The sequence below is a fragment of the Agromyces cucurbitae genome, from assembly GCF_058349945.1.
This window is the reverse complement of sequence record NZ_JBYRES010000001.1, coordinates 919,373-936,960: the sequence shown is the minus strand read 5'-3', so window position 1 is coordinate 936,960 and position 17,588 is coordinate 919,373. Positions and strand designations below refer to the sequence as shown.

The window sequence follows — 17,588 nt, the reverse complement described above, 5'->3', positions numbered from 1 at the left end:
GTCTCCCCTCGTGCGACTCCCCCAGTCTACGAACGCGTCCCGTCGTCGTGACCCGACGACCACTCCTCGTAGGTCATGCGGTTGTCTTCGGGCGGGTCGATCATCACGAGCTCCCAGTCGATCTCGTCGGCGTCGGGCAGCCACGAGACGACGACCACGTCGCGATCGCCCGAGCCGGCCGGACGATGCTCGCCGAGCTCGGCCACGACGTACTGCACGGCGATGCCGTGCTCGGCGAAGCGCTCGCGCGAGGCGCACTCGCCGCGCTCGACGAGGTTGGTGCCGCCGATCGGCACGACCGAGAGGCACACCTGGTCGGCGCCGTTCAGGTAGACCCAGAACCCGCGGCCGAACACCTCGTCGAGCTTGCGCACGGTGTCGGCCTGCGCACCGAGCGCGACGACGAGGCTCTCGTCCTCGGGCTGCTGCGGACGGTCGAACACCGCGAGCCCGCGCGGCGGGGCGAGCAGCGAGGCGATGGCCGTCGCCGCGATGACGCCGAACACGCCGAACATCCCCGCGATCGCGACCGCGGCGGGCCAGCGCCGTGGCGGGCGCCGCGGCTCCGACGTCGCTGTCGCCGGATTCGGAGATTCATCGCGACGCGCCGTCTCCGGGGCCGCTCGGCCCGGCGTGTCGCCGGAATCTCCGAATCCGGCGACGGCGGCGGGCGTGAGCGGGCGGGATGCCGCGGCGCGGCGCTCCTCGGCCCGGCGAGCCAGCTCGGCCTCGACGCGTTCGAGTTCGGTCGCGGCATCCGTCTCGTAGCCGTCGGGCGTTCCGTAGACGACGCGCCTGAGCGCGTCGGCACGCGCCTCGAGTTCAGCATCGTCGCCCGTCACGGGAGCCTCCGCTGACGACGCTAGCCCGCGGCGATCCGCGCGGCCAGCCCCCGTTGACGGGCGGCTCAGGCACACCGCTCGTCAGGACGCCTCAGAAGGCGAACGCGGGGCGCGGGCGGTCGTCGACGAGGGGGTGCCAGCCCTCGGGTCCGCGGTCGTACGCGTGCGCCGGCCCGTCGGCGATGAGCTTCGCGAGCGCCGCGATGAAGCGGTCGACGTCGCCCGCCGTCGAGCCCGCACCGACGCTCGCGCGCAGTCCGTTCGCCCGGCTGCCGACCCGGTCGAAGAAGGGATGCGCGCAGAATCGGCCGGCGCGCACCGAGATGCCGTGCTCGGCGCCGAGGGCGGCGGCGAGCAGGCCGACCGAGCCGCGCTCGAGCTCGATCGTCGCGATGCCGAGGCGGTCGTCGGCGTCGTCGAACCCGCGCACGACGCGGATGCCGCGCTGCACGGCGAGCCCGGCGTGCAGGCGGTCGGTCAGCGCGCGTTCGTGCGCCTCGCGGGCGGCCTCGCCGAGTCGCTCGAACTCCGTGAGCGCGCGGGCGACGGCGACGATGCCGACGACGTTCGGCGTGCCGGCCTCATGGCGTGCGGCCCCGTGCTTCCACTCGACGCGGTCGAGCCGCACCGTTTCGACCGCGCCGCCGCCGGCGAGATGGGCGGGCGCCGCGTCGAGCCAGTCGGCGCGGCCGACGAGGGCGCCGGCCCCGAACGGCGCGTAGGCCTTGTGGCCCGAGAAGGCGAGGTAGTCGATGCCGGATGCCTCGAGCGAGACCCGGCGGTGCGGCAGCAGTTGCGCGGCGTCGACGGCGATGCGGGCGCCGTGCGCGTGGGCGATCCGTGCGAGCCGGTCGATCGGGAGCACCTCGCCGGTGACGTTGGACGCGCCCGTGACGGTGAGGAGCGCCGCGGGACATCGGGCGAGCTCGGCGTCGAGCGCGTCGATGGTCTCGGCGATCGTCGGGCGCGCGACGACGACGCGGCGGGCGCCGTCGCGCCACGGCAGCAGGTTCGCGTGGTGCTCGAGGTCGAGCACCACGGTGTCGCCCGGCACCGCGGCCGCGAGCAGGTTGAGCGCGTCCGTCGTGTTGCGGGTGAACACGACGAGATCGTCGTCGCGAGCGCCGACATGGCGGGCGACGGTCGCACGGGCGCCCTCGACGAGCGCCGTCGTCTGCTGCGACGGGTAGCCGGTGCCGCGGTGCACGCTCGCGTAGTAGGGCAGCACTCGCGCGACCTGCTCGGCCACGACGGCGAACGCGGGCGCCGAGGCGGCGACGTCGAGGTTGACGTGCCGCACGGTGCGGCCGCCGAGCACGGGTACCTCGAGCCCGGCGTCGGCGAGAAGCGCGAGCGCGGTGGATCCGTCGGGGAGTGCGGGGGCCGAGCCGGCCATCATGCTCGCCGCCTCCGACGTGCGCGCGGGGCGGACGGCGGCCTGGTCGGTGGCGATCACTGGACTCTCCTCGGTGCGATGGTGGGTCGAGGCTACGAGCCGCCCATGGCCGCCTCAACCCTCGATGTCGCGGGCCGTCACGCCGCGCAACATTCGGACACATGCCCGGTCAGATCATCCAGGCGTACGAGGAGTCGACCGGATACTCGAGGCGCGGCGCCCCCGAGACATGCACGTTGTCGGGGCGATCGAGCCCGAGGTGCTCGCGCAGCGTCGTGCCCGCGTACTCGGTCGGGAACGCGCCGCGTCGCTGCAGCTCGGGCACGACCCCGAGTGCGAACGCCTCGAACTGCGCCGGCTGGATCGCGGAGAGCACGTTGAACCCGTCGACCGCCCCGGCGTCGCCCCACGCCTCGAACTCGGTGGCGATGTCGTCGGCCGTGCCCACGATCATCGACGCGTTCACCGAGGCCGCCACCACGAGGTGCCTGAGCGTCGGCGGCCGCTCGCCCGAGGGACTGCGACCGGTTCGCTCGGCGACGATCTCGACGAGCTCCTGTCCGAGCTCGCCGAACTCGGCGACGAGCAGGGGCGTGACGCCGCGGTCGGGCGAGAGCCCCGACACGTCGACCCCGAGCAGCGTCGACAGCTGCGCGAGCGACCGGTTCGCGGGGAACGCGGGGGGCGGGCCGTCGGGCCAGTCCTCGGCGATCTGCACGAGTTCGCTCAACTCGTCGGCGATCGTCTGCGCGTGCTCGCGCGTCTCGCCGACGATGGGCAGCACGGGCGCGATGACCTTGAGCGTGCGATCGTCGCGACCCGACTCGAACGCGAGCGCCCGCAGCTCCTCGCGGACCTCCACGGCGTGACGCAGATCGCCGACGGCGACGAGCGCGACGTCGGCGTTCTGGGCGGCGAACAGTCGCGAGCGGGGCGAGGTCCCGGCATGCACGATCGGCAGGTGCCCCTGCACGGGGCGGGTCACGTTGAGCGGGCCGCTCACACTCAGGTGATGCCCGTTGAAGTCGGTCGCGTGCAGCTTCGACGGGTCGAGGAACACGCCCGACGAGGCATCCGCGACGATGGCGTCGTCTTCGAACGAGTCCCACAGGCGGCGCAGCACGTGCTCGAACTCGACCGCGCGGTCGTAGCGCGACTCGCTCGCGGTGTGGAAGTCGCGACCGTGGTTCGCGGCGGCACGGGGTTCGGCGCCGGTGACGAGGTTGAGACCCGCTCGGCCGCCGCTCAGCAGGTCGAGCGAGGCCGTCGCCCGCGCGAGCGTGAAGGGGTCGGAGTAGCTCGTGTTCGCCGTCGCGATGAGGCCGATACGCTCGGTGACCCCGGCGAGATAGGTGACCGCCGAGAGCGGGTCGATGCGCGCGACCAGGTACGGGTCGCGGTACTCGAGGTCGTGCCCCGTCGCGAGCCAGTCGCCGAAGAAGAGGTAGTCGAGGCGGGCCTGCTCGGCGACCTCGGCGGCACGGCGCAGCACCGCGGCATCCCCCCGCGGATCGCGGTGCGCCCCCGGATAGCGCCAGCCCGACGGGTAGGCGCCGATCGCGCGGACCATCGCGCCGATGATGAGACGTGTCATGTGTCGACCTCCGAGGACTGACGGTAGGGAACGCCCGATGGCGCCGCGAGCGCACCCGTCACACAGGGGCACGGAAGGTCACACTCGGACGCTTTCGCGAGCGCGCGGCGCGTGCTCAGACCGTGGCACGCGCCGCGCGGCCCGCGCGATCAGACCGTGGCACGCGCCGCGCGGCCCGCGCGATCACCAGTTCGAGACGTACTCCGACACCCGGTCTGGCAGCGTGCCGCGCACGACGGGCGCGCCCCGCTGCACGGCCTGGCCGATGCGCTCGTGCAGCTGCTCCGACGCGACGCGGTAGTCGACGAAGTCGCCGTCGCTCGCGTAGACCCCGATCGGCAGCGTGAGCGCCTGGAAGAACGAGAAGAGGGGCCGGAACTGGTGCTCGATGATGAGCGCGTGCCGGTTGCTGCCGCCCGTCGCGGCGAGCTGCACGGGCTTGTCGATGAGCGCGTACTGTCCGACGAAGTCGAACACGTGCTTGAACAGCCCGGTGAAGCTCGCCCGGTACACGGGGCTCGCGACGATGAGCAGGGTCGACTGCTCGATCGCCCTGATCGCCTCCTCCGCGACCGGGCCGAGCTCGTCGCGGGTGAGGGCCCCCGAGAACTCGCGCCCGATCTCCGAGAGCTCGATGAGGCGGGTGTCGACCTCGTGCCCGCCCGGCGACCCGCCGAGCGCTTCGGCGAAGCGGTCGAGGAGCTCGCGGCTGAGCGCGGTGGTCTTCGAGGGGGCGAGCAGGCTGCCCGACACGGCGACGAGTGAGATGTTCGACATGGCTCGAAGCTAGATCGACGGCCGGGATGCCGCGACCGGGCCCGTCGCGCACGGTAAGCCCGCGCAACCTGCCGTCGCACATCGCAGCACGACGACACGACGCCCGCGCCCCGACGGCGTCACAACGACCTCAGGAGTCGCTCTGTGACGCGCGCCGAGAAGCGCAGCGCGTCGACGGGCACGTGCTCGTCGGCGGTGTGGAACTGCCCGAACACGTCGAACCCGTCGGGCACCCGCAGCGGCACGAAGCCGTACCCGGCGATGCCGAGCGCGGCGAGGTGCTTGTTGTCGGTCGACGCGGGCAGGAGGTAGGGCACGACGACGCCGTCGGGATCGTCGGCCTCGACGGCGCGCTGCATCTCGGTGAGGATCGCCGCATCGACGGGCGCCGCGATCGGCGCGATCGACCTGACGATCTCGACGTCGACGCCCTCGCCTGCGAGGCGCTCGAGTTCGGCGACGACGGATGCCTCATGCCCGGGCAGCACTCGCAGGTCGACGTCGGCCGTGGCCACGCCGGGGATGACGTTCGTCTTCGATCCGGCGGCGAGCACGGTCGGCGACGCGGTGTCGCGCAGGCCGGCCCCGACGATCGCCCCCGTGAACCCGAGGTCGGCGAGCTCGCGTTCGAGCGCCGCGGGCGCCGAGGCATCGGGGAATGCCCGCCCGCGCGCCTCGCCGAATCGCCGCAGGAAGGCCTCGAGGGCGGGGGTCGCGTCGACCGGGAACCGGTGCTCGCCGATCGCGGCGACCGCGCGAGCGAGCCGTACCACCGCGTTGTCGTCAGTGGGCCGCGACCCGTGACCGGGCCGCCCGCGAGCAGTGAGGCGCGCCCACGAGACGCCCTTCTCGGCAGTCGAGGCGAGGTACGCACGGCGACCGTCGCCGAGCGGCACCGAGAACCCGCCGACCTCGCTGAGCGCCTCGGTCGCCCCGGCGAAGAGCTCGGGGCGGTGCTCGACGAGCCACTTCGCGCCCCACGTGCCGCCCGCCTCCTCGTCGGCGAAGAACGCGAACACGAGGTCGCGGCCCGGCACGACGCCGTCGCGGGCGAACGCCCGCGCGACGGCGACGAGCACGCCGGCGAAGTTCTTCATGTCGACGGCGCCGCGACCGTAGAGCAGGCCGTCGTGGATCTCGGCGCCGAACGGCGGACGCGTCCAGTCCTGCCCTGCGACGGGCACGACGTCGAGGTGGGCGTGCACGACGAGCGCGCCGAGCGTCGGGTCGGCGCCCCTGACCCGGGCGACGAGGCTGCCGCGCCCCGGCAGGGACTCGATGAGCTCGCCGTCGATGCCGACCTCGGCGAGCGCGGCCTGCACGAGACGGGCGGCACGCGTCTCACCGTCGCCGATCGTCGCCGGGTCGCCCGTGTTGACGCTGTCGATGCGGATGAGCTCGCGGGTGTACCGCAGCGCCTCCTCCTCCAGGAGGCGCGGTCGCGACGGCTCGGTGGAATCCGTCGAGTCGGCGGGCGAGGCAGCCCGGGTCGCGTGGCCGGGCGGTTCGTCACGGGGCGATCGGGAGCTCATGCGACCACTGTCGCGAACCGCCCGGCCACCGGCAACCCCGGGACGCGAACCGTGGCGACCAGGGTAGCGACGTTGCGCCTCGCGACGCCGCATGACGCTCCGCGAACCGCACCATGACCGCGTGTGACCGCGGGCCGGGGCATCCGGTGAAGCCGTGTGACCCCTGGCTGCCCCGCGTGACAGCACCACTTGCGCACCCGGCAGGAGCCCGCCGAAGGTGATCGGCATGACTCGACCCATCATCGCCGTCGCGCTCGACGGGGCCGGCTGGCACCCCGCCGCCTGGCGCGACCCCTCGGCCCGCCCGGCCGAGCTGTTCACCGCCCGCTACTGGCGCGACCTCGTGCAGTTCGCCGAGCGCGCCGACGTCGACCTCGTGACGATCGAAGACGCCCTCGGGCTGCAGTCGAGCGCGCTGTGGACGCCCGACGAGCGCACCGACGAGGCGCGCGGTCGGCTCGACGCCCTGCTCATCGCCTCGTTCGTCGCCCCGGTGACGAGCCGCGTCGGGCTCGTGCCGACCGTGACCACGACGCACACCGAGCCGTTCCACGTCGCGACGGGGCTGCAGACGCTCGACTTCGCGAGCCGCGGCCGTGCCGGTTGGCGGGTGCAGGTCTCGGGCGCGCCGCACGAGGCCGCGCACTTCGGGCGGCGCACGCTGCCGCCCGTCGACGTCGCCGCGCTCCAGCGGGGCGACTCCGAGCAGGTCCGCCCCGTCTTCGACGAGGCGCGCGACGCCGTCGAGGTGGTGCGCCGCCTCTGGGACAGCTGGGAGGGCGACGCCATCATCCGGGATGCCGCGACCGGGCGGTTCATCGACCGTGAGAAGATCCACGGCGCCGAGTTCGAGGGCGCCTGGTTCAGCGTGAAGGGCGCCTCGATCGTGCCCCGGTCGCCGCAGGGCCAGCCCGTCGTGGCCGCGCTCGCGCACGCAGCCATCCCCTACGAGTTCACCGCGACGAGCGCCGACCTCGTCTTCGTCACGCCGCACGACGAGGCGCAGGCCGCCGCGATCCTCGACGAGGTGCGCGACGCCGAGCGTCGCGTCTCGCGCGAGGGCGAACCGCTCGCGGTGCTCGCCGACGTCGTCGTCGTGCTCGAGTCGACCGAAGCCGCCGCCCGGGCCGCGCTCGCCCGGCTCGACGAGCAGCACGGCACGCCGCTCGCGTCGGACGCGCACGTGTTCGCCGGCACGCCCGCCGGGCTCGTCGAGCACGTCGACGCCCTCGGCGCCGCCGGGTACGCGGGCGTGCGCCTGCGCCCGGCCCGCCTGCCGCGCGATCTCGAGCAGCTCGCCGACTGGGTGCTGCCCGCGCTCGGACGGCGCGAGACCCCCGGCGACACCCTTCGGGAGCGGCTCGGGCTCGCGCCCGCCGTGAACCGGTACACCGCGGCGCGCGTCGCCGCCCGCACGAACGAGGAGGCCGCCTGATGGCGACGACGAAACGCCGGGTGCACCTGGCCGCCCACTTCCCGGGCGTGAACAACACGACGCTCTGGGCCGACCCGCTCCACAAGAGCCAGATCGACTTCACCGCGTTCGAGCACTTCGGGCGCACCGCCGAGCGCGGCCGGTTCGACTACGTGTTCCTCGCCGAGGGGCTGCGGCTGCGCGAGCACAAGGGCGAGCTGCACGAGCTCGACGTCGTCGGGCGGCCGAACACGCTCGCCGTGCTCGCGGCCCTCGCGGCCGTCACCGAGCACGTGGGCCTCGTCGGCACGCTCAGCGCCACCTTCAACGAGCCCTACGAGCTCGCCCGCCAGCTCTCGACGCTCGACCACCTCTCGGGCGGCCGGGCCGGCTGGAACGTGGTGACGAGCTCCGACGCGTTCCACGGCGCGAACTTCCGCCGCGGCGGGTACCTCGACCACGCCGACCGCTACACCCGCGCGAACGAGTTCGTGCGCGTCGCGAAGCAGCTGTGGGACAGCTGGGCCGACGGAGCGATTGTCGCCGACCGGGCGCAGGGCCGATTCCTCGCCGACGGCTCCGCCGGCGAGTTCGCCCACCACGGCCCCCAGTTCGACGTGCGCGGCCGGTTCACGACGCCTCGCAGCCCGCAGCGCCACCCCGTCATCGTGCAGGCGGGCGACTCGGCCGACGGGCGCGACTTCGCCTCCGAGCACGCCGAGGTGATCTTCTCGCGGCACAGCGCGTTCGACGAGGCGCGCACGTTCTACGACGACGTGAAGGGCCGGCTCGCCGGCTGGGGCCGCACCGAGGACTCGCTGAAGATCCTGCCCGCGGTGACCTTCGCGATCGGCGACACGCAGGCCGAGGCCGACGAGGTCGCGCGCGAGGTGTCGCTCGCGCAGGTCACCCCGCGCAACGCGATCACCGTGCTCGAGCAGCTCTGGGGAACCGACCTCTCGGGCTACGACGCCGACGGCCCGCTGCCGGCGTTCGACCCGGGCGAGGGCCCCGCCGACACGGTGGCCGGCAAGCTCACGAAGGGCTGGGCGCCGCGATACCCGAACGCCGTGCAGATCGCCCGGGCATGGCGAGCACGGTCGGAGGCCGAGGGGCTCTCGATCCGAGAGCTCGTGGTCGCCGTCACCGGGCGCCAGTCGTTCGTCGGCACCCCGTCGCACATCGCCGGCGAGCTCGACCGCTACGTGCAGGAGCGCGCCGTCGACGGCTTCGTCATCGTCGGCACCACGTCGCCGCACGGCCTCGACGAGTTCACCGACCGCGTCGTGCCCGAGCTGCAGGAGCGCGGCGTGTACCGCACCGAGTACGAGCCGGGGGCGACGCTGCGGCAGAACCTCGGCCTGCCCGAGCCGGCCTCGACGGGCGACGAGGAGGTGCGTCGTGTCGGCTGAGCCCACCCGAGTGCCCCTTTCGGTGCTCGACCTCGTGCCGATCGCCGACGGATCGACCGCCGGCGAGGCGCTGCACCGGTCGATCGACCTCGCCCGCGCCGCCGAGCGCTTCGGCTACGCCCGCTACTGGCTGGCCGAGCATCACCTCAACCCGGGTGTCGCGGGTGCGGCACCGCACACCTTCCTCGGGGTGCTCGCGGCCTCGACCGAGCGCATCCGAGTCGGCACCGCGGCGACCATCCTCGGCAACTACGAGCCGTTGCAGGTGGCCGAGGCGCTGGGCACGGTCGCCGCACTGTGGCCCGGCCGGGTCGACCTCGGGCTCGGGCGGTCGGGGGTGCCGCCGGTGCCCACTGCGGGTGGCGGCACGTCGGCCGCGGCATCACCGGGCTGCGCGCGGCAGCCGAGCCGGCGGCACCGGCGGCCGGGCCGACCGCCCCGGCTGCGCAAGCCGCGCACGGGGCGCCGGGCGCGCCGGCCGTGCCCGGCTCGAACACCGTCGTCGACGGCCTCGTCGTGCCGGCCGACCGGCCGTTCCGCTTCGACCGAGCGAGGTTCGCGGTGCAGGCGCGCCTGCTCGGCCGGGTGCCGGGCGACGCGGCGCGCTTCGCCGACGACGTCGACGCCCTGCGCGGCTTCTTCGCCGGGCCGGTCGAGTACGCCGACGGCGTGCGCGTCGTCGCCCAGCCCGCGCCGGGCAGCGGCGTCGAGGTCTGGGTGCACGGCTCGAGCGCGGGCGAGAGCGCCCGTCTCGCCGGCCGGCTGGGCCTGCGGTTCGGTGCGAACTACCACGTCGCGCCGAGCGGCGTGCTCGCCGCCGTCGAGGAGTACCGCGCCCACTTCACCCCGTCGGCCGACCTCGCCCGCCCGCACGTGATCGTCTCGGTCGACGTCGTCGTGGCGCCGACCGATGCCGAGGCGCACCGGCTCGCCGCCGGCTACGCCGAGTGGGTGCTGTCGATCCGCGAGGGGCAGGGCGCGGTGCCGTACCCCGCGCCCGAGCGCGCGATCCCGGTCGAGGCGCTCGCTCCCGAGCAGGCGGCCGCCGTGCAGGACCGCCTCGACACCCGGTTCGTCGGCTCCCCCGCGACCGTCGTCGCGCAGCTCGAGACGCTGCAGCGGGTCACCGGCGCCGACGAGCTGCTCGTCACGACGATCACGCACGACCACGCCCGCCGCGTCGACTCGTACCGCCTGCTCGCCGAGGCGTGGCGGGCCGCGGATGCTCCGGCGGAACCGGCCCTGGCCGCCGCGACGACGTGACCGGCGCCGCGTGGCACGGGCTGCGGGTCGGCAGCCGGCCGACCGTGCCGAGCCGGCTCCACCTCGACGCCTCGGCCCGGGCCGCGGCGCAGCGGGCCGACGCCGCACCCGCGATCGGCTCGCCGCACCGCGGCGCACCCGACGCGGTGCGGGCCGGCCTCGGCGTCGCCGTCGAGCAGCTCGCGCCCGACCTCGGCGGGCTCGCGGCCGAGCTCTTCGAGCTCGCCGAGCCGGGCTTCTCCGAGCACGGCAGCGTCACGGCGATCGCCCGGTTGCTCGCCGACCACGGCATCGTCGTCGAGCACGGAATCGGAGGGCTGCCGTCGGCCTTCCGGGCCGAGCTCACGGCCCGTCGGGCCGCGGATGCAGTCGGCTCCGACGGGCCGACCGTCGCGATCCTCGCCGAGTACGACGCACTGCCGGGTGTCGGCCACGCCTGCGGCCACAACCTCATCGCCGCCGCATCCACGGGAGCGTTCCTCGCCCTCGCCGGGCTGCCTGAGCCCCTCGCCGGCGCGACGCCGGGGCGCGTGCTGCTCATCGGCACGCCCGCCGAGGAGGGCGGCAACGGCAAGGAGCTGCTCGCCCGCGCGGGCGTGTTCGACGGCGTCGACGTCGCGATCATGGCGCACCCCTTCGACGCCGATCTCGCCGACCCCGTGTTCATCGGCCGTCGCATCGTGCGGGTGGTGTACCACGGGGTCGCCGCCCACGCGGCGGCGGCGCCGTACCAGGGCCGCAATGCGCTCGACGCCGTCGCCCTCAACTACCAGGCGGTCGGGCTGCTGCGCCAGCACCTGCCGCCCGGCGACCGCATCCACGGCGTCGTCGTCGACGGCGGTGCCCGCCCGAACGTCGTGCCCGAGCGCGCCGAGCTCGAGTACTACGTGCGCTCGAACGGCCTCGACACGCTGCAGGAGCTCTCGGAGCGGGTCGACGACATCGCGCACGGCATCGCGCTCGCGACCGGCACGGGCGTCGAGGTGCACTGGGACCCGCAGCCCTTCAGCCTGCCGATCCGCCACAACGGTCCGCTCGCCGCCCGGTGGGCGCTCGCACAGGCCGAGCGCGGCCGACGGGTGCACCGGGCGGCCGACGCCCCAGTCGCCCAGTCGGCCTCGACCGACTTCGGCAACGTGAGCGTGCGGGTGCCGGGCATCCACCCGGTCTTCCGGGTCGCACCGCCCGGCGTCGCACTGCACACGCGCGAGTTCGCGGCGTTCGCGGGCGACACCGGGGCGAACGGCGCGATCGTCGACGCGGCGTACGGCCTCGCGGCGGTCGCCGCCGACGTGCTCGCCGATCCAGCGCTCGCGGCCGACGTGCGCGCCGATTTCGAGGCCGCCGGCGGCGTCGTCGACGTCGAGTCGGCCTTCGGCGGGCGACACGCGACGACGCATGGTGACGCCCGATGACGGGCCGCGGAAACCTGTCGTCACGACCGCCGAAGGCGCCCCGGCGCCTGCCTAGCATGCCGACATGACCGACACACTGAACCACCCGACCACGACCGACACCGCCTCGATCGACCGCGCCCCCTTCGCCCGCGAGTGGGAGAAGTGGCACCGCGCCCACGAGGCCGCCCGAGCGGGCGAGCACGGCTTCCTCGCCGTGACGGGCCTGCACTGGCTGACCGCCGAGCCCCAGCGCTTCGACGGCGCCCCCGGCGCCTGGTCGACGAGCGAAGCGGGACCCGTCGTCGAGCTCGAGCCCGGCGAAGTGCTCGAGCTCGACGGCGTCGCGCTCGAGGGCCGCCACGAGTTCGGCCCGATCGCCGAGCGCGACGGCCGCACGCTGCGCTCGGGCGACCTCGCGATCGAGCTCGCCCGACGCGGCGGCAGCGACATCCTGCGACCGCGCGACCCGGCGTTCCCGTTCCGTGTCGCCTACACCGGCACGCCCACCTACCTGCCCAACCCCCGCTGGCTTGCACGCGGGCGCTTCGTGCCGTTCGCCGAGCCGCGCGAGGTCACGGTCGGCGCCGCCGTCGAAGGTCTGCAGCACGTCTACGAGGCGCCGGGCGAGATCGAGTTCGAACTGCGCGGCGAGACGTTCCGGCTCACCGCGTTCAACGGCTCGGCACCGGGCAGCCTGTTCGTGCTGTTCACCGACGCGACGAGCGGCCTCACGACGTACGCCGCGAACCGCAGCCTGTCGATCGACGCGCCCGGCCCCGACGGCGGCCTCGTCGTCGACTTCAACCGCGCCGTGAACCTGCCGTGCGCCTACACCGACTACGCGACCTGCCCGCTGCCGCCCGCCGAGAACCGGCTGCCCGTCGGCATCGAGGCCGGCGAGAAGACGCCGCTCGCGCGCCAGGCGGCCTGACGATGCGGTTCCAGCTGCTCGACATCGTCCCGTACGTCGAGAACCCGGTCACCGGTCGGCTCGTGAGCCCCGCCGAGCGTCTCGAGCAGACCGTCGACGCGGCCCGCCGTGCCGAACGCCTCGGGTTCGACGCGTTCTCGGTCGGCGAGCGCCACGCGGGCTCGTTCCTGTCGTCGTCGCCGTCGGTGCTGCTCGGCGCGATCGCGGCGTCGACGTCGCGCATCCGCCTGCACACGGGCGTGACCGTGCTCTCGGTGCTCGACCCCGTGCGGGTCGCCGAGGACTACGCGACGGTCGACCTGCTCTCCCGCGGCCGGCTCGAGCTCACGATCGGCAAGGGCAACGAGGTCGCGCAGTTCCCGCTGTTCGGCCTCGAGATCGACGACCAGTGGGAGCTGCTCGCCGACAAGTACGCGCTGCTGCGCCGGCTCTGGCGCGAGACCGACGTCGACCACGACGCGACCCCGTACACGCGCGCGCAGCGGGCGACGACGACGCTCCCCCGTCCGTTCGCCGGCGCGCCGCGCGTCTGGCACGGGTCGGCGACGACGCTCGCCTCGGCAGCCCTCGCCGCGAAGTGGGGCGACCCGCTGTTCACGGCCAACGCGATCCAGCCGCTCGAGAACTACGCCGTGCTGGTTCGCCACTACCGCGACGAGTACGCCCGGCACGGCCACGACCCGCGCTACGCCTACGTGGGCGCCGGGTCGGGCGCGCTCTTCATCGCCGACACGACGCAGCAGGCCCGCGAGCTCTACGGCCCGGTCTACGACGCGCTCGTGCGGGCGACGAACGTGCCGGGCAACAACACGCCCTTCCGCAACATCGACCACGCGATCGCCGAGGGCCCCGCGCTCGTCGGCAGCCCGCAGCAGGTCGTCGACAAGATCGGCCGGTTCCACGAGCGGTTCGGGCACGACCTGCAGTCGGTGAGCCTGCCGACGACGCTGCCCGTCGAGCAGCAGCACGAGCAGCTCGAACGGCTCGCGAGCGAGGTGCTCCCGGTGCTGCGCCGCGAGTTCCCGACGACGCTCTGGGGCGCCGGCGACCCGTACGCGGCGCGGCCGGCGTTCGCCGGGGCGGCGCAGCCCGACGCGGCGGCCGCCGTCGAGTCGACGGGCGGCACCGGCACCGACCCCGTCGCCGCCGCGGGCCGCCTGGCGGGCGTGCCGTCGTCGGGCCGATAGTCCGGGCACGGTGGGGCGGGCCGGCGGTCCGCCTCACCCGTCGGGCACGAGACACGAAAGGATGCCGCGCGGCCTCGCCGCGCGGCATCCTTTCGTGGTTTCGCCTATTCGGCCTTGGGCAGGCCCGGCGGGTTGACCTCCGACGCGTCGACGCCCTCCGACGTGAGCGCCCAGCGCTCGAGCACCTCGTCGTACGTGCCGTCGTCGATGATCGACTGCAGCACGATCTGCACGGGCTCGACGAGCCCGTTGCCCTTCGCGGTGCCGGCCGCGATCGGGGCGGTCTCGGGCCAGCCGCCGTCGAGTGTGCCGACGAGCTTCGACTCGCCCGTCGTCGCGGCGCGATAGGCGGCGGTGGCGTTCGGGCCGAGCGTCGCGTCGACGCGTCCCGATGAGAGCGCGAGGTTCGCGGCCGCCTGGTCGTCATAGTACACGAGCTCGGCCGGCTGCTCGCCGTCGGCCTCGAGCTCCTCGTTCCACGCGAGCAGGATCTTCTCCTGGTTCGTGCCCGAGCCGACGACGATCTTCAGGCCCGAGATGTCGGCCGCCTCGGAGATCTCGTCGATGTCGCTGTCGGCCTTCACGTAGAAGCCGAGCAGGTCCTGCCGGTAGCTCGCGAAGTCGAAGAGCTCCTTGCGCTCCTCGGTGACCGTGACGTTCGAGGCGACGAGGTCGTACTTGCCCGACTGCACGCCGAGCGGCCAGTCGGCCCAGTCGACCGCGACGGGGTGGTACTCGAGGCCCAGCCCGTCGGCGATGAGCGACCCGAAGTCCGCCTCGGTGCCGATGACGGTCGTGTTGTCGTCGCTCGCGAGCACGCCGAGCGGTGCCGCCCACGGCGAGATCGCCACGGTGAGCTTGCCGGGCTCGATCGGCTCGAAGCCGCTCGCCTCGAGCGCCGCCACCGCCTCGTCGACCGGGTCGATGTGCGGCCGGTCCTTCGCGTTCTGCGAGGTCAGGTCGAACGTCGTCGCCGCCTCGACCTGCTCCTCGGTCGTGCCGGCGGCTTCGGCCGACGAGCCGTTCGAGCCGACGGCCCACCAGATGCCGCCGCCGACGAGCGCGACCGCCGCGACGCCCGCGACGATCACCCCCGCCTGCTTCTTGTTGATCGCCATGAGAGGACTCTCCTAGGGTTGTGCTGTTCCGATGACCGGTCGGTTTCTCGGTTCGCCCGGTGCGGCACGGCCATGCCGCACCGGGCTCGTTTCCCCTCGCGAGGGCCGGTGCTAGAGCACCTTCGCGAGGAAGTCTCTGGTGCGCGGGTGCTTCGGCGAGCGCAGCACCTGCGCGGGCGGCCCCTGCTCGACGATCTCGCCGCCGTCGAGGAACACGACGCGGTCGGCGACCTCGCGGGCGAAGCCGATCTCGTGGGTGACCACGACGAGCGTCGTGCCGTCGCGGGCGAGCCCGCGGATGACGTCGAGCACCTCGCCGACGAGTTCGGGGTCGAGCGCGCTCGTGGGCTCGTCGAACAGCAGCACCTTCGGCGAGAGCGCGAGTGCCCGAGCGATCGCGACCCGCTGCTGCTGCCCGCCCGAGAGCTGGCGCGGGTAGTGGTCGGCCTTGTCGGCGAGCCCGACCCGCGCGAGCAGCGCCTTCGCGAGCTCGCGCGCCTCGTGCTTCGACTGCCGGCCGAGCGCGACGGGTGCCTCGATGACGTTCTCGATCGCCGTGAGGTGCGGGAAGAGGTTGAAGTTCTGGAAGACGAGCCCGAACTGGGTGCGCCGCCGCAGGATCTCGGCCTCGCGCAGTTCGTGGAGCCGGTCGCCCTTGCGCTCGTAGCCGATGTACTGGCCGTCGAGCGTGATCGACCCGCGGTCGACCGTCTCGAGGTGGTTGATCGCGCGCAGCAGGGTCGACTTGCCCGATCCCGACGGCCCGATCAGCGCGATCACCTCGCCCGGCGCGATCGTGAGCGACACGTCGCGCAGCACCTGGTGCGATCCGTACGACTTCGAGACCTCGTCGATCTCGATGCGGCCGACGGTCGCGAGCTTGCGCGACGACACCCACTGCTCGTCGAACGACGGTGCGAGCACGATGCCAGTGCGGTCAGCAGCATCCGGATCGGTCGTGTCGGGTCGGCTGGTCGGGGCGGTACGGCTCATCGGGCACCTCCGGTGCGGGTCTGGGCGGTCGCGCCGCCGCGGCCGGCCGCGGCGAGCGCGGGCACGTCGTCGTTCTCAGGGGTGGATGCCTCGGACGTCACCGCTTCGACGGCTCGACCCCGATCGTCGCCGGCAGTCGCGGCTGTTGCCGCCGAGGCATCCGTGTTCGTCTCGGCCGGCGCGTCACCGAGCCGGGCCCACTGCGCGGCCGCCCACCGGCGGGCGCGCTGGATCGGCGTCGGCGGCAGTTCGCGCACCGCTCCACGGGCGTAGCGACGCTCGATGTAGTACTGCGCGATCGAGAGCACGGTCGTGATGAGCGCGTACCAGACGACCGCGACGAGCAGCAGCGGGATGACGAGCTGGTTGCGGTTGTAGATGACCTGCACGTTGTAGAAGAGCTCGGGCAGCGCGACGACGAACACGACCGAGGTGCCCTTCACGAGTCCGATCACCTCGTTGAACGCGTTCGGCACGATCGCGCGCGCGGCCTGCGGGAGGATGATGCGGAAGAACCGCACCCGACGCGGCAGGCCGAGCGCGGCCGCCGCTTCGAGCTGGCCCTGGTCGACCGAGAGGATGCCGCCGCGGATGATCTCCGCGGAGTACGCGGCCTGGTGCAGCGAGAGCCCGATGGTCGCGGCCGCGAAGTTGCTGACGAGCGTCGTCGTCTGGAACTCGGCGAGCCAGAAGTCGGTCGTGAACGGGGTGCCGAGGCCGAGCGTCGGGTAGAGGTACCCGAGGTTGTACCAGACGAGGATCTGCACGACGAGCGGCACCGAGCGGAAGAACCAGATGTACCACCACGCGGCCGCACCGAGCAGCGGCGACTTCGACAGCCGGAACACGGCGAGCACGGCACCGAGCACGAACCCGATGACGCCCGAGATCACGGTCAGCTGGAGCGTGAGCAGCAGCCCCTGCACGACGGCCGGCGAGAAGAAGTACTCGGCGAAGACGTCCCACTGCCACTTGGGGTTCGACGCCAGCGACCAGAGGAACTGGAGGATGAGGAACGCGACGACGGCGGAGGCGATCCACCGCCCCCAGTGCTTGACGGCGACGACGGGCAGTCCGTGGGCCGGCTGCGTGGACGCCGTCGCAGATTGCTCGGCGGCGTTCGCGACGGTGGTCATGCGACGGCCTCCGCCCGGGCGAACGACTTGCGGAACGCGTGCACGCCGATCTCGGCCGCCGGCAGCGCCGGGTCGAACTGCGGCTCGTACCCGCTCGCGAGATAGAGCGCGACGGCCTCGGGCTGGCGCGGCCCCGTGGTGAGGAAGGTCCCCTCGTATCCACGGCGGCGGACCTCGGCCTCGAGCTCGGCGACGACGCGCCGGGCGAGCCCCTGACCGCGACGGTCGGGGCGCGTCCAGATGCGCTTGAGCTCGGCGGTGCGCTCGTCGTAGCGGCGGAACGCACCGCCGGCGACCGCCGCTTCCTCTCCGCCCGCGCTCGACTCGGTGAGCACGAGGAACGCGCCGTGCGGGGGCGCGAACTCCGCGAGCGGGTAGCGATTGAGCTCGGTGCTCGCCGCCTCGCCGAAGAAGTCGCCGTAGCGCGCGTCGTATTCGCGCTCGAGGTCGGCGAAGAGCGGCTTCGCCAGCCGATCGTCTGCGGCGATGAACCGCACGGTCGTGTCGCTCATCGTGGCCTCCCTGGGTCGTTCGGCCGGGACGTTCCCGGCGCGTGACCACGACGGTATGGAGGCCACGCGGGCCCGTGCAATCGC

Annotated in this window: 15 protein-coding genes and 1 pseudogene; 7 read left to right on the top strand and 9 right to left on the bottom strand. The window is 73.7% G+C overall.

The genetic code is table 11. From position 1 onward, the window contains the following. Window positions 1-26: 26 nt before the first annotated feature. The 5 genes from AC3RJ6_RS04390 to AC3RJ6_RS04370 all read right to left on the bottom strand — a co-directional run bounded on the left by AC3RJ6_RS04390 (window position 27) and on the right by AC3RJ6_RS04370 (window position 6,141). Window positions 27-842, bottom strand: a complete 816-nt coding sequence (locus AC3RJ6_RS04390) for a hypothetical protein (protein ID WP_491425647.1) — start codon at window positions 840-842, stop codon at window positions 27-29. 91 nt (window positions 843-933) lie between these two features. After that, a complete protein-coding gene (locus AC3RJ6_RS04385; RefSeq protein WP_491425646.1) occupies window positions 934-2,298 on the bottom strand; it encodes an aminotransferase class V-fold PLP-dependent enzyme in 1,365 nt (454 codons plus the stop codon). A 109-nt stretch (window positions 2,299-2,407) separates the two neighbouring features. Beyond that, entirely contained in the window at window positions 2,408-3,832 is a 1,425-nt protein-coding gene (locus tag AC3RJ6_RS04380) for an NtaA/DmoA family FMN-dependent monooxygenase (protein WP_491425645.1), read from the bottom strand. 183 nt (window positions 3,833-4,015) lie between these two features. After that, a complete protein-coding gene (gene msuE, locus AC3RJ6_RS04375; RefSeq protein WP_491425644.1) occupies window positions 4,016-4,609 on the bottom strand; it encodes an FMN reductase in 594 nt (197 codons plus the stop codon). A gap of 119 nt (window positions 4,610-4,728) precedes the next feature. Beyond that, window positions 4,729-6,141 (bottom strand): M20/M25/M40 family metallo-hydrolase, encoded by a 1,413-nt coding sequence (locus AC3RJ6_RS04370; protein ID WP_491425643.1) that lies wholly within the window; start codon window positions 6,139-6,141, stop codon window positions 4,729-4,731. A gap of 226 nt (window positions 6,142-6,367) precedes the next feature. On the opposite strand from AC3RJ6_RS04370, the gene AC3RJ6_RS04365 reads away from it, so the two are divergent. The 7 genes and pseudogenes from AC3RJ6_RS04365 (at window position 6,368) to AC3RJ6_RS04335 (ending at window position 13,745) form a co-directional block, all read left to right on the top strand. Continuing rightward, on the top strand, window positions 6,368-7,576 hold the full coding sequence (locus AC3RJ6_RS04365; protein WP_491425642.1) for an LLM class flavin-dependent oxidoreductase: 1,209 nt from the start codon (window positions 6,368-6,370) through the stop codon (window positions 7,574-7,576). Next, window positions 7,576-8,967, top strand: coding sequence for an NtaA/DmoA family FMN-dependent monooxygenase (locus tag AC3RJ6_RS04360; protein WP_491425641.1), 1,392 nt, complete (start codon window positions 7,576-7,578; stop codon window positions 8,965-8,967). Before AC3RJ6_RS04365 ends, AC3RJ6_RS04360 begins: the two co-directional genes overlap by 1 nt. Next, window positions 8,957-9,277, top strand: a pseudogene (locus tag AC3RJ6_RS04355) (LLM class flavin-dependent oxidoreductase); the annotation flags it as partial. The gene AC3RJ6_RS04360 and the pseudogene AC3RJ6_RS04355, both read left to right, overlap by 11 nt. A 170-nt stretch (window positions 9,278-9,447) precedes the next feature. Beyond that, window positions 9,448-10,230, top strand: coding sequence for an LLM class flavin-dependent oxidoreductase (locus tag AC3RJ6_RS04350; protein ID WP_491426246.1), 783 nt, complete (start codon window positions 9,448-9,450; stop codon window positions 10,228-10,230). After that, the gene (locus AC3RJ6_RS04345; RefSeq protein ID WP_491425640.1) at window positions 10,227-11,645 is read left to right on the top strand and encodes a M20 family metallopeptidase; all 1,419 of its coding nucleotides are present in this window, start codon (window positions 10,227-10,229) and stop codon (window positions 11,643-11,645) included. Before AC3RJ6_RS04350 ends, AC3RJ6_RS04345 begins: the two co-directional genes overlap by 4 nt. 64 nt (window positions 11,646-11,709) lie before the next feature. Next, window positions 11,710-12,558: a DUF1684 domain-containing protein gene (locus AC3RJ6_RS04340; RefSeq protein WP_491425639.1), complete on the top strand. Its 849-nt coding sequence runs from the start codon at window positions 11,710-11,712 to the stop codon at window positions 12,556-12,558. 2 nt (window positions 12,559-12,560) lie between these two features. Further along, entirely contained in the window at window positions 12,561-13,745 is a 1,185-nt protein-coding gene (locus AC3RJ6_RS04335; RefSeq protein ID WP_491425638.1) for an LLM class flavin-dependent oxidoreductase, read from the top strand. 104 nt (window positions 13,746-13,849) lie between these two features. Here AC3RJ6_RS04335 and AC3RJ6_RS04330 read toward each other — a convergent pair whose 3' ends face one another. The 4 genes from AC3RJ6_RS04330 to AC3RJ6_RS04315 all read right to left on the bottom strand — a co-directional run bounded on the left by AC3RJ6_RS04330 (window position 13,850) and on the right by AC3RJ6_RS04315 (window position 17,504). Beyond that, window positions 13,850-14,863 carry an ABC transporter substrate-binding protein gene (locus AC3RJ6_RS04330; RefSeq protein ID WP_491425637.1) on the bottom strand — a complete coding sequence of 338 codons (1,014 nt, stop codon included), beginning with the start codon at window positions 14,861-14,863 and terminating at the stop codon, window positions 13,850-13,852. 111 nt (window positions 14,864-14,974) lie between these two features. Continuing rightward, on the bottom strand, window positions 14,975-15,856 hold the full coding sequence (locus tag AC3RJ6_RS04325; protein WP_491425636.1) for an amino acid ABC transporter ATP-binding protein: 882 nt from the start codon (window positions 15,854-15,856) through the stop codon (window positions 14,975-14,977). Then, on the bottom strand, window positions 15,853-16,992 hold the full coding sequence (locus AC3RJ6_RS04320) for an amino acid ABC transporter permease (protein WP_491425635.1): 1,140 nt from the start codon (window positions 16,990-16,992) through the stop codon (window positions 15,853-15,855). Before AC3RJ6_RS04320 ends, AC3RJ6_RS04325 begins: the two co-directional genes overlap by 4 nt. Beyond that, window positions 16,989-17,504 (bottom strand): GNAT family N-acetyltransferase, encoded by a 516-nt coding sequence (locus AC3RJ6_RS04315; protein WP_491425634.1) that lies wholly within the window; start codon window positions 17,502-17,504, stop codon window positions 16,989-16,991. Before AC3RJ6_RS04315 ends, AC3RJ6_RS04320 begins: the two co-directional genes overlap by 4 nt. Window positions 17,505-17,588: the final 84 nt, after the last annotated feature.

Coding starts and splice junctions, on each gene's coding strand:
- AC3RJ6_RS04320 (WP_491425635.1), bottom strand. CDS start 16,992: ATGACCACCGTCGCGAACGCCGCCGAGCAATCTGCGACGGCGTCCACG.
- AC3RJ6_RS04315 (WP_491425634.1), bottom strand. CDS start 17,504: ATGAGCGACACGACCGTGCGGTTCATCGCCGCAGACGATCGGCTGGCG.
- AC3RJ6_RS04340 (WP_491425639.1), top strand. CDS start 11,710: ATGACCGACACACTGAACCACCCGACCACGACCGACACCGCCTCGATC.
- AC3RJ6_RS04365 (WP_491425642.1), top strand. CDS start 6,368: ATGACTCGACCCATCATCGCCGTCGCGCTCGACGGGGCCGGCTGGCAC.
- AC3RJ6_RS04370 (WP_491425643.1), bottom strand. CDS start 6,141: ATGAGCTCCCGATCGCCCCGTGACGAACCGCCCGGCCACGCGACCCGG.
- AC3RJ6_RS04330 (WP_491425637.1), bottom strand. CDS start 14,863: ATGGCGATCAACAAGAAGCAGGCGGGGGTGATCGTCGCGGGCGTCGCG.
- msuE (WP_491425644.1), bottom strand. CDS start 4,609: ATGTCGAACATCTCACTCGTCGCCGTGTCGGGCAGCCTGCTCGCCCCC.
- AC3RJ6_RS04380 (WP_491425645.1), bottom strand. CDS start 3,832: ATGACACGTCTCATCATCGGCGCGATGGTCCGCGCGATCGGCGCCTAC.
- AC3RJ6_RS04360 (WP_491425641.1), top strand. CDS start 7,576: ATGGCGACGACGAAACGCCGGGTGCACCTGGCCGCCCACTTCCCGGGC.
- AC3RJ6_RS04335 (WP_491425638.1), top strand. CDS start 12,561: ATGCGGTTCCAGCTGCTCGACATCGTCCCGTACGTCGAGAACCCGGTC.
- AC3RJ6_RS04325 (WP_491425636.1), bottom strand. CDS start 15,856: ATGAGCCGTACCGCCCCGACCAGCCGACCCGACACGACCGATCCGGAT.